Source organism: Nocardia rhizosphaerihabitans (assembly GCF_014646295.1).
Lineage (GTDB): Bacteria > Actinomycetota > Actinomycetes > Mycobacteriales > Mycobacteriaceae > Nocardia > Nocardia rhizosphaerihabitans.
This window is the reverse complement of the sequence record NZ_BMNE01000006.1, coordinates 108463-128828: the sequence shown is the minus strand read 5'-3', so window position 1 is coordinate 128828 and position 20366 is coordinate 108463. Positions and strand designations below refer to the sequence as shown.

Genomic DNA, 20366 nt, shown 5'->3' with positions numbered 1-20366 from the left:
GCCTACGACGCTTCGGTCGACTGCGGGGCAGAACCGAGCTGTCCTGCGCCGCAACCCCATCCGTTCGCGCGGTACAGACCCTCGCTGTCGAGCCTGGCCTCCGGCGAGAGCAGCATGTCGGCCTCGAGCTGACGGATCTGCTTGGCCGGGGTGCCCTCGGCGCCCAGGCGACGATCCGCCGGCTTCTCGTACAGTGCCGCGCCGCCGCACATGGCCTCGGCGAAGCGCTGCCTGCCCGCGAGCTGACGCGCCTGCGCCCGCTCCTGGTACTCGGCCCGCGCCGCCGGCTCGATCGCGGCCAGGAACGCCTGCGGATGAACCACCGCGAGCAGACCGGACACGTGGCCGAAGCCGAGAGAGGTCACCAGACCCGCCTTGAGCGCGAACTTGTCCCCGAAGCGCAGCGGTTCGCGCGCCCACACCAGGTGCGGGTAGGCAGCCATCTTCTCGTCGACGCAGTCCAGGCTCCGGTTCGGCGGCACCACACCGGTTTCCAGCACCTGGCACAGGCCGATGAGCTGGAAGGCCGCCGCGCCGCCCTTGGCGTGGCCGGTGAGGCTCTTCTGCGAGACCACGAACATGGGAGCGCCGTTGGTGCGGCCCAGCGCGCCTGCGAGCCGCTCGTGCAGCTCCGACTCGTTGGGGTCGTTGGCGGCGGTGGACGTGTCGTGCTTGGAGATCACCGTGATGTCGTCGGGTGTGACGCCGAGCTTGCGCAGTTCGGCGGCCAGGCGCGAGCCGCTACCACCGCGGCCCGCACCCAGCGCGCCGAGACCCGGCGCGGGGATGGAGGTGTGCACGCCGTCGGCGAAGGACTGCGCGAAGGCGAGCACACCGAGCACCGGCAGCCCCATCTCCACGGCCACGTCACCCCGGGCGAGCAGCACGGTGCCACCACCCTGCGATTCCACGAAGCCGCCGCGACGGCGGTCGTTGGCGCGGGAGAAGTAGCGATCGCTGATGCCCTTGGCGCGCATGGCCGCCGAGTCCGCGGTGGCCGACATGTCACCGAAGCCGACGATGCCTTCGATGCCCAGATCGTCGAAACCACCGGCGACCACGACCTCGGCCTTGCCGAGCCGGATCTTGTCGACGGCTTCCTCCACCGACACCGCCGCCGTGGCGCACGCCGCGACCGGGTGCACCATGGCGCCGTAGCTGCCGACGTAGGACTGCACGACGTGCGCCAGCGCGACGTTGGGCAGCGCCTCCTGGAGGATGTCGTTCGGGCGCGGCTCGCCGAGCAGGTTGTCGACGTAGAGCGAGCGCATCGAGGACATGCCGCCCATGCCGGTGCCCTGGGTGTTGGCCACCAGGCTCGGGTGCACCCAGCTCATCAGCTCGTCGGGGCTGAAGCCGGCGCCGACGAACGCGTCGACGGTGCAGACGATGTTCCACAGCGCGACCCGGTCGATCGAGGCGGCCATATCCGCGGAGACACCCCAGATCGTGGGGTCCCAGCCGGTCGGGATCTGACCACCGACCACCCGCGAGAGCTTCGCCTTGCGCGGCACCCGGATCTCGGTGCCGGCCTGACGGGTGACGGTCCAGTCGCTCGAGTCGGCGACCGGGCTGATCACCGTGTGCTCGGGATCGGCGGTGTGGAAGGCACGCGCCTCGGCCTCGCCCGCGACGGTGAAGGTCAGGTCCTGGTCGAGGAACACCGAGGTGAGCAGCGGCGCCGCGTTGTCGAGCATCGCGCCGTCGTCCTCGTAGCGGCGCACACCGCAGCGCTCGACGACGGTGTCGTGGTAGCGCTCGGCCAGCTCGGACTCCGGCACGAAGTCACCGGATTCGGTGTCGTACCAGCCCGGCTTCGGGTCGTTCTCCCAGCGGATCAGACCGGTGGTCCAGGCCAGCTCGAGCACGCCGGCGGCGGAGAGCTTGTCCTCGACCTCCATCTCGAAGCGGGTGCGCGAGGAGCCGTACGGGCCGAGTTCGGCGGCACCGACGATGACGACCATGTCGCTGAGGTCGGCGGTCACCGCACCCCACTCCGGCACCGGCAGAGCCGAACTCAGGGTCGGCGGCGCGGGCAGCGCGGCGATGGTCGCGGCGGTGGCCGCTTCCTCCTCGCTCGCGGCCGCGGCCTCCTGGGCCTGCTTGGCCAGCGCGGGCAGGTCGAGCTTGGCGCGCGCCAGACCACCGGTGAGGTCGATCTGCTGCGGACCGGTCTCGGTCACCTGACGGGCCCGCGAGGTGCACCACTTGAGCAGCTCGTCGGCCATCTCGGTGGTCGACCAGGTGTGCACGCCGGCCTTCTCCACGGCCTCGACCATCGGGTCGTTGTGGCCCATCAGCCCGGTGCCGCGCACCCAGCCGATCAGCGCGTGCACCATGGTGACGCGCGCGGACCACGACTTCTCGGCCCGCCAGCGGGTGACCACCGCGTCGAGCGCGGCCTTGGACTCGCCGTAGGCACCGTCGCCGCCGAAGAGGCCGCGGTTGGGCGAACCCGGAAGCACCACATGCAGTTTCGCGTCGACGTCGTGATCGGCGCCGAGGGCGGACAGGCCGCCGATCAGCCGCTCGACCGACCAGAGCAGGACCCGCATCTCCATCTCGGCGCGGGCGCCCGCGTCGGCGAGATCACCGGCGACGCGCGGTGCCGCGAACGGCAGCAGCAGCGTCGGGGTCATGGCGTCCTTGACCTTGATCTTGGCGCCACCCGCGTTGTCGACCTGCTCGGTGCCGACCCACTCGATCAGCGCGTCGAGATCCTGGTAGGAGGCCATGTTCGCCGGGACGACCCACAGCGCCGCGCCGTGGCGGGCGTTGTCGCGGTACAGCGAACGGTAGAAGCGCAGCCGCTCGTCGTTCAGGCGAGAGGTGGTGACCACGACGGTGGCGCCACCGGAGAGCAGCTTGCCGGTGACCGCGGCGGCGATGGAACCCTTGCTGGCGCCGGTGATCACGGCGACGTCGTCGGACCACAGACCGGCATCGGTGGTGTCGAGCGCGGCCTCGGCGATCTGGGCGTACACGCCGGCCAGCACCGAGCGGGCCTCGTGCATCGCCCGCTGCCGCCACCAGTTCGCCTGCGCGGCAACGGCTTCGCCCGCACCGACGTAGCCGGAGATCGACTGCTCGGCGGTGGCCGCGTCGTCGCCGAGCCACATTTTGGCCAGGTCCTCGCGGGCGGTGGCCCAGCGGTCGTCGATCAGGACGGCCTTGCGGGCGTCGAACGCCGGGGCGACCAGTCGCGGCCAGTCCGTGCCGAGTTCGGCCGAGACCAGGTCGACGAGCGTGTCCTCGGTGGCCTCGGGCGCGCTGACCTGCTCGCTGAGGCCGAGCTGCTCGAGAATGACCCTGGCCGCGGTGGCGAGCACGCCGTCCCGGCCGGTGATCTGCTCGGTGAACTCGCCCAGCGCCGCCGCGTCGACGGTGCCGCCGGACGCGCCACCCGCCGAGGGCAGCGAGACCGCGACACCACGTCGCGCCGCCACCGACTGCACGGCGGCGTCGATGGCCGCGTCGACCGAGGCGGCGTCGGTGAGCGCACCGCCGACGAGTCCGCCGAGGTCGCCGCCGCGCACGCTGGCGCCTTCGCGGGTGCCGAGGGAAACCTCGGCGGTGACGTGGCTGGCCCAGCCGTCACCCAGTTCCCAGACCTTCTTGACCCGGTCGGCGATGGCGGCGGGCCGCTTGCCGGAGGGTCCGAAGACCTTGCGCAGGTGGTCGCCGATGGCATCGGTGAGCACGGTGCCGAACGGCTTGTAGGTGCGGGCCAGGCGCTCGACGGTGGCGGACAGCGCGCCCATGTCGGCGTCGGCCGCGCCGTCGATGGCGCCGAGCGAGAGCTCGGAACCGAGGTCGACCAGCAGCTGGTTGCGGCGCGACGACACGCCGTCGCAGAGGCCTTCGATCGTGTCGACCGGGCCGATCTGGTCCAGCCGCAGCTTGGTCCACAGCGCGATGAGCACGCGGGTGGCGTCGGCGGCGGAGAAGGAGATGTCGTCGGGACGCGGGCCACCGGTGGCGACCGGCGCCGCGGCGACCGGTGCGGCCGCGGCGGGAGCGGCCGCAGGCGCCTCGGCCGGGGTCTCCTCGATGTCGTCGACCGGGGCGGGATCGGTGTCGGTGGCGTAGACGACCGCGGCATCGCGCTCGACATTGACCACCTCGACCGTCGCCCCGCCGAACGCGGGCAGCTTCAGTGTCTGCGAGGCCAGGTTGGCCACCGTCGGAGTGGCGCCGAGGCCGATCTCGACGAACCGCTCCACGCCGAGGCCGCCGTGCGCGGGGTCGGTGAACAGCAGGTCCTGGGTCTCGATCCAGCGCACCGGGCTGGCGAACTGCCAGGCCAGCAGCTCGATCAGCACCACGCGGCACAGTTCGGCCTCGCGCGCGGCCCAGCTGTCGAAGTCGGCCAGCACCGCGGCCAGCGGCTCGGACGGCACGAGTTCGGCGATCTCGGTGAGGAATTCACGCTTCAGCGAGAACGGACGCGGCACCAGGTTCGGGATGTAGCGACCGACCAGAACCTCCGGGTGCACCTCGGTCGGCAGCAGCTGCTCGAGCTTCTGCCGGAACTCCGGGACACCGTCGCGCAGCACCGAGGAGTGGAACGGCACGTCGATGCCGGGCACCAGGATGAACGCGCGCTTGCCACCGAATTCCTCGCGGCGCCGGTCGATCTCGGTCTCGAGCGCCTCGAGCCCGGCGACCGTGCCCGCGATGGCGTACTGCGAACCACGCAGGTTCAGGTTGACGACCTCGAGGAACTCCCCGGTGGCCTCACCGATGCCGTTGACGAAGTCGATGACCTCGGCATCCGGCAGCCCGATCTGCGACGGGCGGATGGCGGCCATCCGGTAGTCGCTGCGGCCCTGCGCGTCGCGCGGGACCAGCTCGTGCATGGCCGAGCCACGCTGGAACACCACCTCGAGCACGGCCTCCAGCGGCAGCACCCCGGCGACGGCGGCCAGGGCGTTGTACTCACCGACCGAGTGACCGGCCAGCATCGCGCCCTCGACGAAGGCGCCGGCCTCGCGCAGCTCGGCGACCTGGGCGACGCCGAGTGTCGCCATGGCGACCTGGGTGAACTGGGTCAGGTGCAGCACGCCGTCCGGGTGGCGGTGTTCGACACCGCGCGCCTTGAGGTAGGTCGGGTTGTCGCGCACCACCGCCAGGATCGAGAAACCGAGGGCTTCGCGGGTGTGCGCGTCGGCACGCTCCCACACCTGCTTGGCCGCCTTCGAGCGGGTCAGCGCGTCCAGACCCATCCCCTTGCGCTGGATGCCCTGGCCCGGGAAGGCGTAGACGGTCTTCGGGGCGGCGGTGCGCCCGGTCGCGGTCATGACCAGGTCACCGTCGACACGGCAGGAGACCTCGACGATCTCGCTGCCCGCGTCCACCGCGATCCGCTCCACCCGCACGTCCACGGTCGCGCCGGGGCGCACCATGCCGAGGAACCTGGTGGTCCATGCCGTGAGAGTGCGTGCGGGAACGGAGCTTTCGGGATCCACCGCGACCACGGCGTGCTGGGCGGCGGCCGAGAGCCACATGCCGTGCACGATCGGGCTGCCGAGACCGGCCAGCTTGGCCGCGGCGTCGGAGGTGTGGATCGGGTTGTGGTCGCCGGAGACCGCGGCGAAGGCGTGCATGGCGCGCGGGGCGGCCATGGTGACGTCGCGGCGTCGGCGGCGCGGGGTGTCGGTGGCGTCGGCGGAGACCGCACCGGCCGCGCGCGGCGGATCGGTGAGCTCGCCCGCGCCGTTGCGGCCGCGGATGGCGAATCGCTCGACCAGCCGGGCCAGCGGCGCCGCCTCGAGTCCCTGATCGAGGATCAGGCCGACGGTGACGGCCACCTCGACGACACGACCCATATCGGTGTCGACGACCGCGCCGCTCTCGGCCCGCACCACGAGAATGCCGGTCTCCGAGGGCAGTTCGTCGAGCAGCTCGATCTGGTGATCCAGGTGGACCAGGTCGAGCATGCCCTCGATCACCGAACCACCGTTGCCGGTGCGGGCCGTGCCGAGCACCGCGAACACCGCGGGCCAGCAGGCGCCGACGAGCACGTCGGGGGCGGTGCGGCCGAGGGTGCTCAGCGTGGCGGGCAGACCCGAACCGGTGACACCGGCGTGGTCGGCGACCAGGTCCGGCATCCAGGCCAGGTTGAGGTGTGCCACACCGGCTTTCACCTCGGGCAGCGACTGCCCGGCGGCCACGCCGAGCAGCGCCGACATGGCGGTCTCGGCATCGGCTTCGGTGATCACCGGCGCGCCGCCGGAGTAGATGCTCACCGGCACGGTGATGCGGATCTTCACCGCGTCCCGGCCGAGCAGCGGCACGGCCAGCTCGACGTAGCCGAAATCGGCTTCGGGGCCGGAGATCTCGGTCAGCGTCGCGCCGGTGCCCTGATGCACCGCGCTCCCCTGCTCCACGACCCACTCGCTGACGGCACCGAGGCGGTGCACGGGGTTGACGGTGGTGCGGCCGGCCCACTGCACGTCGGGGGCGGCGAGCACGGTGTCGATCGGGCCGGCAACGACACCTGCGACGCGGCGCGCGTCGACCGGCGCGGGCACGACGCCCGCCCGGACCAGGCTGTAGGCGGTGTCCTGCTCGAAGCGGTCGAGCAGCTCGCCCACCGGCTCGTCGACCCGGGTGATACCGGCGACCGCGACGGTGCCGGGGATGACACACACCTGGTCGGCCGAGTACCGCGGATCATGGGCCTGCCACAGCGAATCCGAGCGCCACCAGCGACGCACGTCGGCGTCGACAACGGGCACGAAGTTCACCGGCTTGCCCGGCGTCTTGCACAGCGAGACGAAGAACGGCACGTCGGCCGGGTGCAGCACGGTCTCGGCGACGCTGGGGTACTGCTTCTTCAGCGCGCACAGCGCCTCCACCGGGTGCTCGAACGCCTCGTCGTCGGCGAACAGCGTCTCGATCTCGCCGCTGTCGGCGGGATGCAGCCGGGCTTCGGTGCGCCGCATCATCTCCGCGAACCGGTCACGCCAGCTGATGTCGAGCCAGTCCGAGCGGGTGGCGTCGCGGATCGCGTCGCCGATGTCGCTGCCGCAGTCGAACGAGATCGGAACCTCACTCGAAACGGCCAGCGAGACATAGCGTTCCAGCCACTGCTGGTAGGTCATGGTGGCGACGTCGCCGAAGTAGGGCTTGGCGGTGGCGTCGAGCGCCGCGATGATCTCCTCGCGACGGGCGGCCACGGCCTCGGCGTCACCGGCGACCTCGTCGAGCAGGCGACCGGTGCGCGAGGCGGCGTTGTCGATCTCGTGGATGTCGGCGCCCAGCTGGCTGCGGCCCGAGGCCATGCCACCGCTGGCGGTGCCCGCACCGACCCAGTCGGGGGTGCCGGGGGTGTCGACGAGCAGCTGCTTGACCTCGGGGGCGGTGGTCGCCTCGAGGGTCGCCATGGCGGCGGTGCCGACGAGCACGCCGTCCAGCGGCATCGCCGGGTAGCCGTGGTTGGTGGCCCAGGTGCCGGTCAGGTAGTCGGTGGCCCGCTCGGGGGTGCCGATGCCGCCGCCGACGCAGACCACCACATTGGCGCGGTTGCGCAGCTCGGCGTAGGTGGCAAGCAGCAGGTCGTCCAGGTCTTCCCAGGAGTGGTGCCCGCCGGCCTTGCCGCCCTCGATGTGCATGATCACCGGGTAGTCCGGCACGGCGTCGGCGATGCGCAGCACGGCGCGGATCTGGGCGACGGTGCCCGGTTTGAACGCGACATGGCTGATGCCGGCCTCGGTCAGCTCCTCGATCAGCGCGACGGCCTCGTCCAGCTCGGGAATGCCCGCGGTGACGATCACGCCGTCCAGCGGCGCACCCGCCGCGCGCGCCTTCTGCACCAGGCGCTTGCCGCCCAGCTGCAGCTTCCACAGGTAGGGGTCGAGGAACAGCGAATTGAACTGCACCGCGCGACCCGGCTGCAGCAGCTGACGCAGCTCGGTCATCCGGTCGGCGAAGATCTGCTCGGTGACCTGACCGCCACCGGCCAGCTCGGCCCAGTGGCCCGCGTTGGCCGCGGCCGCAACGATTTTCGCGTCGACGGTGGTCGGGGTCATGCCGGCCAGCAGGATCGGCGAGCGGCCGGTGAGCTTGGTGAACGCGGTCTCCACGACGATGCGCCCGTTGGGCAGCCGCACCGGCTTGGGCGCGAACGCCGACCACGGGGTGGCCGCCTCGGGAGCCGCGCCCGGGGTGAGCAGGCTGCGCTGGCCGGGGCGGGTGGCGGCGGCGACCACGCCGACGCCGGTGCCCTTGAGCGAACCGCCGGTGACCCGCGAGAGCAGGTCGCCGGGGCCGAGATCCAGGATCCACTCCACGCCCGCCTCGACGACGGCGTCGACGGTGGCGACCCAGTCGATCGAGTCGACCAGGATCTGCCGGGTCAGGGTGGCGGCGAGCTCGGCGTCGAGGTCGCACTGGCGGGCCCAGCCCGCGACCAGGTCGACGGTCTCGGCCAGAGCCGGGTGGTGGAAGGCGATGTCGACGGCGACGTCCTCGAACACCGGCGCGAACACCGCACCGCCGCGAATCTTGCTCTCCCGCTCGCGAGTCTGCTCGTCGTGCAGCTGCGCGCACTTGGTCCGCACCCGGTCGAGCTGGGCGGGAGCGCCGGACAGCACGACCCGCCTGCGTCCGTTGCGGATCGACACCAAGGCGGCGAGCGCGGGATCGACGCCTTCGGCGACCTCGGCGACGATCGCCTGCAGCTGCTCGGGATCGACATTGGACACCGCGACCATCGGCGAGCGCTCGCCCACCGGCATCAGCCCGCGCCTGCGCGCGACGAGCCCGGCAGCGGCGCCGACGAGCTGGGCAATGGCCAGCAGCTCCGCGTCGCGCGCGCCGCCGGCCTCGACAGCGGCGGCGGCGAACAGGCCCTGCGAATGCCCGATGATCGCGACCGGCGGGTGCTCGGCCGGGTCGAGACCCTGCAGACGCAGGGCCCTGGTGGCCGCGAGCTGGGCAAGCAGCACGCCGGGCATCGAGACGGCGGCCGAGCGGAGTACCGAGTCCGCCGGCACCGACGAGGGCTCCTCCGGCTCGTCCAGCTCACTCTCGAGCATCCAGCCCATCGGGTCGAAGCCACCGGGACGCACCACCAGCAACTGTGCCGCAACCGGCTCGATCAGCGCCGCGGCCTCGTGCACCAGTGCGGTCAGCTCGGGTTCGAGCGCGCTGTCGCGACCGATCTCCTCGAGCTCGCTCAGCCACTGCGCACCCTGCCCACCGAACGCCAACGCATACCCGGCCCCGTTGCGCAGCTGCTCCACCAGTGCCGCGCGGACACCCGATGCCTGGCCACGACCACCAGCTTTCGCGGTCGACCCCATGCCCATCTCGGTGCTCTCGTTGATCGTCAAGACGCTCGACTTCCTTCTCCTGGCGCTCCGCCCACCGACGGCACGCACACGTATCCGGCAGCCCCTTGGGCCTGTTGAGAGCCACGATCGCACAAAATCATGAGGAAAGCCTCACGTTTCTCTCCCGCACGACAGCTACCGCCGAGTATTTCTGCACGTCCGTACCAGAACTATCTGAAACATGACCCCGCCTCATGTTTGAACGCGCAGGTGGGACCTGTTACTTCGCTTCGCAAACATGAGTGGCTCTCACATTGGTGGTTACCAAATCGTTATAATCCCAGGTCGTGTTACCGACGAGTACGACATGCCGCCCCAACGCTTCGCGTAGCCGGATTTGCCCGGTAGAGTTTGGACGGTCGTACACATCCAGCGCGAGTGGCGAAATTGGCAGACGCGCCAGATTTAGGTTCTGGTGTCCACGGACGTAGGGGTTCAAGTCCCCTCTCGCGCACAGATTTGTGGCATACGTGCCACTTTCGGGGCTCCAGCGTGTTCGAGTGCACTCGCACACGAAGGAGAACCACCTTGCACGTCCCTGAGCTGCATGAGCGCAGAACTCAGGTGGCAGCTGTGCCACTTTTCAGCCTGTTCGGCACCCCCGGCGCAGGGTGCGGTGAACGCCGGTGATCGAGCCGATCATCCCGCCGCAGACCCCTCTTCAGGAACGCATCCACGCCCCGCTGCCGATGCGTTTCATCCCCCGCACAACCGACCCTGAGATCATCTACGGCTTCGCTGTCGTGGGTGATGCGGGCCGTGTCACCGACCGCGCGGTGCTCACTGCGCTGGGCTGGCTACCGGGCACCCGGCTAACAGTGTCGTGTCCGGAGGACCGACTGATTCTCGTGCGCGAGGCGACCGATGGCTCTGTCCAGGTGACTCGTGCCGGGTTCTTCCGCGTTCCGGTCCATAAACGTCGCCGGGTCGGTTTGCTCGAAGGCGACCGGGTGCTGCTGGTGGCGCACTTCGGGAAGAAGCGCCTTGTGATCCATCCCCCGGCCGTGCTCGACGGGCTGACCAGTCAGAGCCGACGAATCCTGGTGGAATCGCTGTAACTATCCAAAGCGCTGCTCAGACTGAGGTCACCGCAGATACCTTGGCTGCGGCCCGATTGCTATTGGCCCAGATGGGCATCACCGGCGCCGACCTCGTCGACACCGCACCAGCAGCCCCGACGTTCGCCGAGGTGATCCCGCGCGTCCGGGCACGTCTGTCGGCGGGTACCGCGCGTACCTATGGAACCCATTTCGATCTGCTCGAATCGCGTTGGCCGGACCGGTCTTTGACCGAGCCCACCCGTCACGAGCTCGAAGAACTCGACGCCCTGATCCTGCGGTTCCACCTCGAGACCGCATGCCGTCGGGGCGGTGCGCTGGCGTTGCGACCACAGGATCTCGATCGCGACCAGTGCTTGGTGTTCCTGCGGGAGAAGGGTGGCTCGGATCGTTGGCAGCCGGTGTCGCCAACTCTGATGCGGCACCTGAACGACCATGCCACCGATCGCGGGGCGCCTTTCAGTGGCCAGTTGCTGCGCTACCGTCACGGTCGACCGATCACCACACGCCGATACGACTACATATGGGGGCGGATCAGCGAGTCACTGCCCTGGGTGGCCACGCAAGGTGTTACCGCCCACTGGCTGCGTCACACCACGTTGACCTGGGTCGAACGAACTTTCAGCTATGCCGTTGCCCGTGCTTTCGCCGGACACCGTGGCAAGAGTTCCGGCACTACCGACACATACGTCAAATCTCACCTGCAGGAAGTCGCCGCCGCACTGGCGGTCCTCACCGGTGAGCCGCACCCTCTCGCGCGCGGCGTCGGGCACCCGGCAGCAACGCCGACCCGCGATCTCCGACTCACTGAATTCGACCTTCCGACAGCGTGATAGCGCTGAGGGCGGTCCGGCTGGTTGCTCAACCGACCGCCCTCGGCTTCACTCGCTCAGGTGCGCATCGACGGCGTGAGCTAAGGAGGGGTGTCAGCCCGACATTTTACCGAGGACCGTGCGGGAACTAGATCAAGGCCGGGTGCAGGCGTGGTCGCGATTGAACGAGCCGGCGCTTCCGGTGCCGGTGGGGAGGTTGCGGGTGGCGTCTGCGTGTGCCTCCCCTGGGGTCGACCCTTTACCGAAGCCCACGATCGGGAACCCTGCGACGATCGCGAGCGGACTCGTCACGACTGCACCGCAGCCGTTCGCGAACGTCACCATCATCCGGCAGTCGATGATGCCTTGACCCTTGCACGCTCGGTCGGCGGCTTGAATGGCGTCAGCTTCCGTCGGGTGGTTGACCGAAAACGCGTAGACATTGCCCCACACGCTGAGGGAAACGGCGCCCCAGTTGACCGGGTCGGCGGCGGCGGGCGGTGCCGCGAGGACGGCAGCGGCGCTCACCGAGAGCGCGGCGACCGCAAAGGACTTGTTGAACATGTGGTGTGTGCTTCCTCTGCGCGCCGACTAGGGTGCGGCGATCGCATGGAAGATACCGCAGCGCATGGTCGCGAGGTCGCCCCAAAAGTCTTGGGGTCACGGCAAACAGCGGGAGGCGGGAGCAGTCGCTAGAAGCGCAGTTCTCGTATCGTGTTGAGGTCGATTCCGTGGCGTGCGTAGATCTTGATCGTGTTCTCGCCGGTGAGGTCTGCTTCGGTATAGCCGAGCAGTTCGGCGACACGGATCACGTCAGCTTTGGTGGCGGCCTCGATCTCGAGATACGGCGGGATCCGGGGCCAGGTGTCGAGTTCGAGTTCTGCGCCGTCGAGGGTGTAGCTGGTCCGCTTGGTTTCCTGGTACGACTTCGCAGAGAATCCCATCATCTCGAGCAGGGAGTTGGTAGCGGCGAAGTCATCGACACTCACCTCCACCTCGTGCGTGCCGTCGATGGCGTCGCCGATGATCTCTTTGACGGCGAGTGTGGTTCGATTTCCGTTGTCGCGCAGCCTGATCCACTTGCCGTCAGCCCCGGGGGTGATGTCGTAGACGTAGCGGCGCATGAATCGCTCGCCGAGCTTGTGGCCGCCCTTGTCCAGGATGTGACGCTCGATGGTGTCGGGGTCGATGTCGAGGATCTTCGCTTCGTGCTCGATGGGCACGGGGACTCCTTCTGAGTTGTCGATGGCGCGAGGCTATCCGACTCGGCGGGTCGTGAGCCGGGTGTATCGCATCCCGTCCCACGTGGCGTTCGAAGCTCCGACGGGACCGGCACTCAGCACACAGGTTCTTGGGACACGGCCAATTGAGCCAGCCTTGTCATCGACAGGCTCCTAGGAGCAGAGGCGGTCCGGCGGCGCCGCAGCCGCGCAACTCGACCACAGCAGTCCGTTTGTCGCCACTCGGCTCACGGCACGCTTAGTAGCCCTGAATGCTCTCGACATGGTGTGCACGATCACCCCTCGATTCTCGCGAAAAGGTCATCTGCACACCGCAGTTCACCGGAAAGCTGTCCGAGAATCGCATCATTTGTTGGGCACCGACGAATCGACGGGTTCGGGAGTGCGTGGGATCGTCGCGATGGCGATGACCGCCGCGACGGCCGCGATGACGGCGAGGACGAGGTAGGTCCGGGCCCAGGTGCCGGTCCAGCTCATCAGCGCCGTGCCGGCGAACGGTGCTGCCGCCATCACGACGACCACAGGTGCTGACATCAGGCCGTTGAGTCGGCCGTAGTGGGTTGCGCCCCATCGGTCGGTGATCGCGGTCGCTTGCACCAGAGTCATGATCCCGCGAATCAGACCCGCGCCGATCGACACCGCGATCAGAGCGAATACCGTGGTGACCCAGCCCAGCAGAGCGGTCGCGATGGCGGTGGTGGCGAACGCGCCGACAATGCGCGCGGCCGGGGTGGTGCGTGTCATCAGGGGGATGTAGCCGAGGCGGCCCAGGACTTGCCCGGCGCCGCCGAGTCCAAGGGTGAGTGCGGCCAGCGATGGGGAGAATCCGCGTTCGATGAGCAGGGGGACGAGGTTGAACACCCCGGCGAACGCCGCGAACGCGCCCAGGCTGAGCGCGATCACCAAGGCCAGGAACGCGGGGCTGCGGGCGATTGCCTGATGGTCGTCGTCGTGCGGGGTGATCGGCGGCGGTGCGGATGGCCACGGACCTCTGAGGCCGAACAGATGCCCGGGCACCGTGACAACCGCCAGCACGAGGGTGAGGACGAGATAGGTTGCGCGCCAATCGGTGCGCTGTACCAGGACGGCGGTCAGCGGTGCGAACACGGTGCTGGCCAGACCGGCGGCCAGCGTCAGGATCATCAGAGCTTTGACGTGGTCGGCGCCGAACCAGCGGGTCAGTGCCGCGAACGCGGGCGGGTACAGCACCGCGCCCATCGCGACCCCGGCGACGAGCCAACCCAAAAAGAACACCACCGGATTCGGGGCGAGTGCCACCACGATCAGAGCAGGGATCGCGAGGACTGATCCCGCGGTCATGACGGTGCGTGGGCCGATGCGGTCGAGGATGCGTCCGACCGGAATACCGGTGAGGGCGGCGGCGAGCTGGCCCAGGGAGAACGCCGCGGTGAGCATCGGCAGCGACCATCCGGTGTCGGCCGAGATCGAGACCGACAGGACGGGGAAGGCGTAGTAGAGGATGCCCCAGCTGGTGATCTCGGTGAGGCACAACGTGATCAGCACGCGCCGCCGCAGACCGGCACCGGCCGAAGCCGGTCCGGTCTGCGTGGCCGTCACGGTGGACAACATAGGTGGTCAGCGCTGGATCGACGGGACAGTCAGCGTGAGTACCGCAGGAGCGGGTGCGCAGCAGCCGCCGGAGCTTGCGCCCTCGGGGTCGTCGAAGACACCCGCACCGCCACAGACACCGGTCTCGGGCAGGGTCAGCTCGACCCGGGCGGCGGACTCATGGTCACCGGCGAGTTCGGCCGCGACGGAACGGACCTGCTCGTAGCCGGTCATCGCCAGGAACGTCGGCGCGCGACCGTAGCTCTTCATCCCGACCAGGTACACCCCGGATTCGGGGTGGGTCAGTTCGGCGACGCCGTGCGGGTAGACGGTGCCACAGGAGTGCACGTTCGGGTCGATCAGCGGCGCGAGCCGGACCGGGGCCTGCAGGACGGAGTCGAGTTCCAGACGGGCCTCGGACAGCCAGGACAGGTCGGGGCGGAACCCGGTCAAGGCGATGACATTGTCGACGCCATCAATACTGCGCCCGTCGTCGGCGACGAGAGTCGTTCGCCCTTCGGCATCGGTGTCGACTGCGGCGGTACGGAATCCGGTCACCACGTCGAGCAGTCCGTCCTCGACGGCCTTCTTCGCGCGCAGGCCGAGGGCACCGCGGGCGGGCAGTTCGTCGGCCTCGCCGCCACCGAAGGTGGCATCGGTCCGGCCGCGGCGCAGTACCCAGGTCAGGCGGGTGCCGGGCTCGTTCGCCAGCTGCGACAGCGCCACGATCGCAGTCAGGGCCGAGTGCCCGCTCCCGGCGATCACGGTGTGGGCGCCACGGTAGCGCGCCCGCTCGGAGTCGGAATCGACGTCGGGCACCCGATAGGAGATGGCGCTGCTGTCACGTTCACCGATGGCAGGAAGCCCTTCCCCGCCAAGGGGATTCGGTGTGGTCCAGGTGCCGGAGGCGTCGATGACCGCGCGGGCGAGGATCCGGTCCTCGGATCCGTCGGCGCGGCGCAGGTGCACCGACAGCGGTTCGGTGTCGCGGCCGGAGTCCACGACCCGGTCGCGGCCGCGGCGCGCTGCGCCGACGACCTCGGTGTCGTAGCGGACCGCGTCGCCCAGGACGTCGGCCAGCGGCTCGAGGTAGTCGCGGGCCCAGTCCTGACCGGTCGGGTAGTCCCCGTCGGCCGGGGCCACCCAGCCGGTGCCGTCGAGGAGGCGACGACCCGCTGGCGCGATGAGCTCGGCCCATCGGGAGAACAAGCGCACGTGATTCCACTGCGCGACTGCGGCACCGGCTCGGGGACCGCGTTCGAACACCACCACGTCCAGGCCACGTTCCCGCAGCTCAGCTGCTGCGGCAAGCCCGACGGGACCGGCTCCTACGACGACGACAGGCAGATCGGTCATCACAAGGCTCCATTCATCGACATGCATCTATGTATTGGCTCGAACTGTATCGGCCACCATCGATGAATGCAACCATCGATTGTCATCTATATAATCGGCGCATGACGTCTCTGGACATGCCCACGGTCCGCGACTCCGCCGCGCCCCGCGTCGACGCCCTGTCGATCGACGACGCGACCACCTATGCCGAATGGTTCTCCTGCCTGGCCGAACCCACCCGGGTCCGACTGCTGCACCTCGTCGCTACTCGGCCGACCGGGATCACCGTCGGCGAGCTGACCGAGGCGCTGGGCATCACCCAGCCGACCGTGTCGCATCACGTGCGCAAGCTGGCCGATGTCGGCTTCGTCGGGGTCCACAAGAGCGGCACCTCCACCGTCGTCACCGTCAACCCGGCCTGCTGCACCGGACTCCCCCATGCCGCCGACGCCGTCATGGGTGTGCTGACCCCGCGCCCGTGCTGCCCGTCGGACCTGCCCGCCGACGTCTCCGTGCGCGCGATGACCGACGACGATTGGGATGCTGTGTGCCGCATCTACGGCGAGGGCATCGCCACCGGCAACGCCACTTTCGCCACCGAGGTGCCTGCCCGCGAATACCTCGACGCCACCTGGCTGTCCACCCACCGGTGGGTCGCCGAGATCGACGGCGAGGTCGTCGGCTGGGCCGCGCTCGCCCCTGCGTCGAGCCGCGACTGCTACGCGGGTGTCGCCGAGAACTCCGTCTACGTCGCCGAGGTCGCCCGCGGGCGCGGTGTCGGGAAATCGTTGTTGCACCGCCAGGTGATCGCCGCGGATGCCGACGGCCTGTGGATGGTGCAGACCTCGATCTTCCCGGAAAACCGCGCCAGCATCGCCCTGCACCATTCCGCGGGATTCCGCACGGTCGGGGTGCGGGAGCGGATCGCGGTCCTCGACGGCGTCTGGCGTGACACCGTGCTGCTCGAACGTCGCGCCGCCACCGACAGCCCCGGCACCGCGGCGGATTCCTGCGGCCCCGCAGACTGCCGATAGCGTCGGCGGTCGTCGCGTTCACCCGTTGTTCGCTTGCCTCGTGATTCGATGACCGTCAATATCGATGCGTGTCGAAACCACCCGTATCCTGCCAGCCGCAGGCATCACCCTCCTGTGAGGTCATCGCGCTGACGCGTGAACCGCTCTCCGCCGAATCCGCCATCGAACTGGCCGCCGCGTTCAAGGCATTGTCGGACCCGGTGCGGTTGCGGCTGCTGAGCCTGGTCGCCAGCCACAGCGGCGGCGAAGCCTGTGTGTGCGACCTGTCCGCGGGATTCGACTTGAGCCAGCCCACCATCTCCCACCACCTCAAAGTGCTGCGTGAGGCGGGTCTGCTGTCGAGCGAACGTCGGGGGTCCTGGGTGTATTACCGGATCGAGTCGCAGGCATTGGCGCCGCTGTCGCGTCTGCTCGATATCCCTGCGATCCAAGCGGGTGCCCGGTGACCGACCACGCTCGCCGGTTGCTGGCCGAATTCGTCGGCACCGCCGCCCTCGTCGCGGTCGTGGTCGGTTCCGGCATCGCCGCTCAGCAGCTCACCGACGATGCCGCCCTGCAGTTGCTCGCCAACTCCACCGCGACCGTGTTCGGCCTCGGCGTCCTGATCCTGGTGTTCGGTCCCGTCTCCGGCGCGCACTTCAATCCTGTTGTCTCGGCCGCTGATTGGCTGGCCGGACGCCGGTATGGCACCGGGCTCACCGCCACTGATGTCCTGACCTACGCCATCGCTCAGATCGCGGGTGCGATCACCGGTGCGGTTCTTGCCAATGTCATGTTCGACCTGAGCGCCTGGCAGATCTCCACCCACGACCGCATCACCACCGGCCACCTCGTCGGTGAAGTCGTCGCCACCGCCGGACTGATCGCGGTGATCTTCGCCCTGGCCCGCAGCGGTCGCGCCGCGATGTCGGCCGCTGCTGTCGCCTCCTATATCGGCGCGGCGTACTGGTTCACCAGTTCCACCAGTTTCGCCAACCCCGCCGTCACCATCGGCCGGATCTTCTCCGACACCTTCGCCGGTATCGCACCGGGATCCGCACCGGGGTTCATCCTCGCCCAGATCATCGGTGCCGCACTGGGTTTGGCGTTGATCGTCATGCTGTATCCGCGCTCGGTAGCCGAGGCCGCCGACAACGCGGTCGTCCCCCATCCGTCCACCACCGATCACTGACCCACCCCCCCCCACTGGGAGCACCTATGTCCGACAGCCCCGCCGCGCCCGCCGACCACCTGCGCTCGACCCTGACCATCGACCAGCGCCACGCGCTCACCACCGCGGCGACCCGGCTACACGAGGCTTTCGCCGAGACCTACGGACGCGAGACCATCGAACATTTCCTCACCACCAGCTACGACGAGTTCGCCTCCCGCGCCACCGTGGTCAACTATCTGCCGCTGCTGGCCGAGCGCTTCGCCCGCCAGCGCCTGCTCGCCCTGGCCAAGGTCGAGGGCAAACTCAACACCGACAAGCCGGTCGCGTTGTTCCTGTGCACCCACAACGCGGGGCGCTCCCAGATGGCGCTGGGCTGGTTCACCCACCTCGCCGGCGACCAGGCGATCGCCTGGTCGGGCGGATCGGAGCCGGATACCCACATCAACCAGTTCGCGGTCGAAGCGATGAACGAGATCGGCATCGACATCACCGGCGAGTTCCCCAAGCCCTGGACCGAGGAGATCCTGCGCGCCGCCGACGTCATCGTCACCATGGGCTGCGGCGACGCCTGTCCCATCTACCCGGGCCGTCGCTACGAGAACTGGGAACTGACCGACCCCGACCGTCAGTCCCTCGAGGTCGTGCGCGGCATCCGCGACGAGATCGGCAACCGCGTCCGCGACCTACTCACCTCCCTCGACATCACCACCCACTGAAAGGACACCCCGTGTCGACCAAGCCCAGCGTGCTGTTCGTCTGCGTCCACAACGCCGGACGATCCCAGATGGCACAAGGCTTCCTGACCCACCTCGCCGGCGACGCCATCGAAGTGCGTTCCGCGGGAAGCGCTCCCGGCGACGCCCTCAACCCGGCTGCGGTCGAGGCGATGGCCGAAGTCGGCATCGACATCACCAGCCAGGCACCCAAGATCCTCACCCCGGACGCGGTCGAGACCTCGACGGTGGTGATCACGATGGGTTGTGGTGACGCGTGCCCATACTTCCCGGGCGTGGACTACCGCGACTGGAAGTTGGAGGATCCGGCGGGCAAGGGTGTCGAGGCCGTTCGTCCGATCCGTGACGAAATCCGTACGCGCATCGAGAAGCTCGTCGCCGAACTGATCCCGGCGTAGTGAAGGACGTCGTGGTCCCGAGGCTCAATTCCGCTTCCTCGGGGCCGCGGTGCGTTCAACTCCTGACCTGCAAGGGACACGCTTGTCACGGGTCGTAGCTGTGCAACCATCACCGATCGCGAACGTCGATGGCTGCGCAACCAGTCCGACGTGACGCACGGCGATTCCACGCATTCGAGTGCTCGGCGCGACACCGTGCCCCGATCGTCACACTGCAGCTACCACCGCCCCGCGACAGAACCAAATCACCTTTTACATCGAGCCGATCATGACCTCTTCGCCGGTAACCATCCGAAGTTGGAGGTTGTCGCGGCTATTTCACGATCGAAAGCCTGGGCCGGGAATCGGCATCGTCACCGAGGGCATCTGCCACGTGACGCTCGGTCCAGCACAGCTCGTTGGCCAGGTCTGTTCGACTGAATCCGTGACGGTCGGCCACATCGGCTGCGTCGCGCAGTAGCGTCGGAATCTCACCTGGGTACGAGGTCAGCGGCTCAACCCGGCGAAAATCGGCCGTTCCGTGAAGACGCTGATGCGCTCGACGAATCGATGTTTCGGTAACGAAATTGAGTTCACCCATACGGTAGATCAGCGACTCGATCGACACGCCCCATTGACGGCCGAGCTCATCCAGGGCAGCCAGCCGCATCGTTCTAGGCAGCAACGGCTCGATTTCAGCACGTGGGGTCAAAAGTTCGGCCGCGAACTGGTCGGCCTCGCGTTCCTGTTACCGGTCTCCCGGCAACGGATTCGCATGCAGCAGAAGGTGGCCGAGTTCGTGGGCGCAGGTGAACCGGAAGGTGTAGACCGATCGAACCTTCTCGGGCGTGATGACCACTCGTCAGTCATCGGTATCAGACACACGACAACGCCGCGCGATTCCATCAGCGCACCGAGATGAGGTACCGGGCCCCGTTGAATCCCCCAGTAGCTTCGCTCAGGCAGCGCGCGGTGCATAGCGGTGCATACATGATGGCGGTTGCAGGGTCGCGAAGAAGCCGTAGACGCCGAGCGCGATGACGTCAGACGCGCTCGGACCTGTTTCCCCACAAATGGCGAGACTCCCGGTGCGACTGCGTTTTTCACCGCAGCAGCACCGGGAGTCTCCGAGCCGGGGGCAGTCACCTGCCGACCCACCCTCTCAGGGCAGGACCTGCGGAATGACCTCGGGGTTCACGTGGCCCACGAAGCCACCGATGATGGCACCGACGACCGCATGGGGGAGTGCGCCGAGGATGAGGCAGAGCGGGTAGCCCACGCCCAACACGATCACGGACGGGATGCAGTTGACCAGGGTGGCGAGCGCACCGAGACCGGCACCAGCGAGGGCACCGTTGACCACCGGGTCGGAGTTCTCGGCCTTCGGATCGGTCGCGACGTCCTGCAGTTGCGTCTCGATCACATCCGAAACCACGGGAGCGGCCACCTCCGAGACAGGACCTTCGTCTGAAAGCTCGGCGTTCTGCGAAATCACTGCGCCCGCCGGGGTGGCGGATCCGAACGAAAACTCGGCGATGGCGGTCTCGTAGCTGTCACCCTGGACGGCCATCGCGGCGGCCGGCTGAGCCTGTTGGTCGGCGGAGGCATCCGCCGACGCGACACCACTACCAGCGAAGGTGACCGCCACAACCACTGGCAGTGCACCGAGAAGAATATTGCGAGTTGAGCGGCTGAACATTAAGTACTCCCTCTCG

The 20366-nt window shown here is 68.7% G+C and carries 13 protein-coding genes, 1 tRNA gene and 1 pseudogene; 8 read left to right on the top strand and 7 right to left on the bottom strand.

Going from position 1 to position 20366, the window contains the following annotated elements:
* Window positions 1–2: 2 nt before the first annotated feature.
* Window positions 3–9338, bottom strand: a complete 9336-nt coding sequence (locus IEY60_RS24835; protein WP_189032846.1) for a type I polyketide synthase — start codon at window positions 9336–9338, stop codon at window positions 3–5.
* A gap of 372 nt (window positions 9339–9710) precedes the next feature.
* On the opposite strand from IEY60_RS24835, the gene IEY60_RS24830 reads away from it, so the two are divergent.
* The 3 genes from IEY60_RS24830 (at window position 9711) to IEY60_RS24820 (ending at window position 11229) form a co-directional block, all read left to right on the top strand.
* A tRNA-Leu gene (locus IEY60_RS24830) sits at window positions 9711–9792 on the top strand.
* Window positions 9793–9964: 172 nt separating this feature from the next.
* Window positions 9965–10396, top strand: a complete 432-nt coding sequence (locus IEY60_RS24825) for an AbrB/MazE/SpoVT family DNA-binding domain-containing protein (RefSeq protein ID WP_189032844.1) — start codon at window positions 9965–9967, stop codon at window positions 10394–10396.
* A 71-nt stretch (window positions 10397–10467) separates the two neighbouring features.
* The gene (locus IEY60_RS24820) at window positions 10468–11229 is read left to right on the top strand and encodes a tyrosine-type recombinase/integrase (RefSeq protein WP_189032842.1); all 762 of its coding nucleotides are present in this window, start codon (window positions 10468–10470) and stop codon (window positions 11227–11229) included.
* A 132-nt stretch (window positions 11230–11361) separates the two neighbouring features.
* On the opposite strand, the gene IEY60_RS24815 is transcribed toward IEY60_RS24820, so the two are convergent.
* The 4 genes from IEY60_RS24815 to IEY60_RS24800 all read right to left on the bottom strand — a co-directional run bounded on the left by IEY60_RS24815 (window position 11362) and on the right by IEY60_RS24800 (window position 15374).
* Window positions 11362–11772: a DUF4189 domain-containing protein gene (locus IEY60_RS24815; protein WP_189032839.1), complete on the bottom strand. Its 411-nt coding sequence runs from the start codon at window positions 11770–11772 to the stop codon at window positions 11362–11364.
* A gap of 128 nt (window positions 11773–11900) precedes the next feature.
* A complete protein-coding gene (locus tag IEY60_RS24810) occupies window positions 11901–12431 on the bottom strand; it encodes a class IV adenylate cyclase (RefSeq protein WP_189032837.1) in 531 nt (176 codons plus the stop codon).
* Between the two features lie 363 nt (window positions 12432–12794).
* Window positions 12795–14039: an MFS transporter gene (locus IEY60_RS24805; RefSeq protein WP_189032827.1), complete on the bottom strand. Its 1245-nt coding sequence runs from the start codon at window positions 14037–14039 to the stop codon at window positions 12795–12797.
* A gap of 6 nt (window positions 14040–14045) precedes the next feature.
* Window positions 14046–15374 (bottom strand): FAD-dependent oxidoreductase, encoded by a 1329-nt coding sequence (locus IEY60_RS24800; RefSeq protein WP_189032825.1) that lies wholly within the window; start codon window positions 15372–15374, stop codon window positions 14046–14048.
* A gap of 101 nt (window positions 15375–15475) precedes the next feature.
* Here IEY60_RS24800 and IEY60_RS24795 point away from each other — a divergent pair, with 101 nt between their 5' ends.
* From IEY60_RS24795 to IEY60_RS24775, 5 genes are all read left to right on the top strand, one after another.
* Window positions 15476–16387, top strand: a complete 912-nt coding sequence (locus IEY60_RS24795; protein WP_189032823.1) for a helix-turn-helix domain-containing GNAT family N-acetyltransferase — start codon at window positions 15476–15478, stop codon at window positions 16385–16387.
* 68 nt (window positions 16388–16455) lie between these two features.
* Window positions 16456–16833, top strand: coding sequence for an ArsR/SmtB family transcription factor (locus tag IEY60_RS24790; protein ID WP_189032821.1), 378 nt, complete (start codon window positions 16456–16458; stop codon window positions 16831–16833).
* Complete coding sequence (locus IEY60_RS24785) at window positions 16830–17558, top strand: aquaporin (RefSeq protein ID WP_189032819.1); 729 nt, start codon at window positions 16830–16832, stop codon at window positions 17556–17558. The genes IEY60_RS24790 and IEY60_RS24785 overlap by 4 nt, the downstream gene beginning before the upstream one ends.
* A 26-nt stretch (window positions 17559–17584) precedes the next feature.
* Window positions 17585–18256, top strand: a complete 672-nt coding sequence (locus IEY60_RS24780) for an arsenate reductase ArsC (protein ID WP_189032817.1) — start codon at window positions 17585–17587, stop codon at window positions 18254–18256.
* 11 nt (window positions 18257–18267) lie between these two features.
* Window positions 18268–18672, top strand: coding sequence for an arsenate reductase ArsC (locus tag IEY60_RS24775; RefSeq protein ID WP_189032815.1), 405 nt, complete (start codon window positions 18268–18270; stop codon window positions 18670–18672).
* A gap of 313 nt (window positions 18673–18985) precedes the next feature.
* Here the strand turns inward: IEY60_RS24775 and IEY60_RS24770 are convergent.
* A pseudogene (locus tag IEY60_RS24770) lies at window positions 18986–19510 on the bottom strand (ImmA/IrrE family metallo-endopeptidase).
* 303 nt (window positions 19511–19813) lie between these two features.
* Complete coding sequence (locus IEY60_RS24760; RefSeq protein WP_189032801.1) at window positions 19814–20350, bottom strand: hypothetical protein; 537 nt, start codon at window positions 20348–20350, stop codon at window positions 19814–19816.
* Window positions 20351–20366: the final 16 nt, after the last annotated feature.

Coding starts and splice junctions, on each gene's coding strand:
- IEY60_RS24800 (WP_189032825.1), bottom strand. CDS start 15,374: ATGACCGATCTGCCTGTCGTCGTCGTAGGAGCCGGTCCCGTCGGGCTT.
- IEY60_RS24780 (WP_189032817.1), top strand. CDS start 17,585: ATGTCCGACAGCCCCGCCGCGCCCGCCGACCACCTGCGCTCGACCCTG.
- IEY60_RS24760 (WP_189032801.1), bottom strand. CDS start 20,350: ATGTTCAGCCGCTCAACTCGCAATATTCTTCTCGGTGCACTGCCAGTG.
- IEY60_RS24820 (WP_189032842.1), top strand. CDS start 10,468: ATGGGCATCACCGGCGCCGACCTCGTCGACACCGCACCAGCAGCCCCG.
- IEY60_RS24795 (WP_189032823.1), top strand. CDS start 15,476: ATGACGTCTCTGGACATGCCCACGGTCCGCGACTCCGCCGCGCCCCGC.
- IEY60_RS24815 (WP_189032839.1), bottom strand. CDS start 11,772: ATGTTCAACAAGTCCTTTGCGGTCGCCGCGCTCTCGGTGAGCGCCGCT.
- IEY60_RS24805 (WP_189032827.1), bottom strand. CDS start 14,039: ATGTTGTCCACCGTGACGGCCACGCAGACCGGACCGGCTTCGGCCGGT.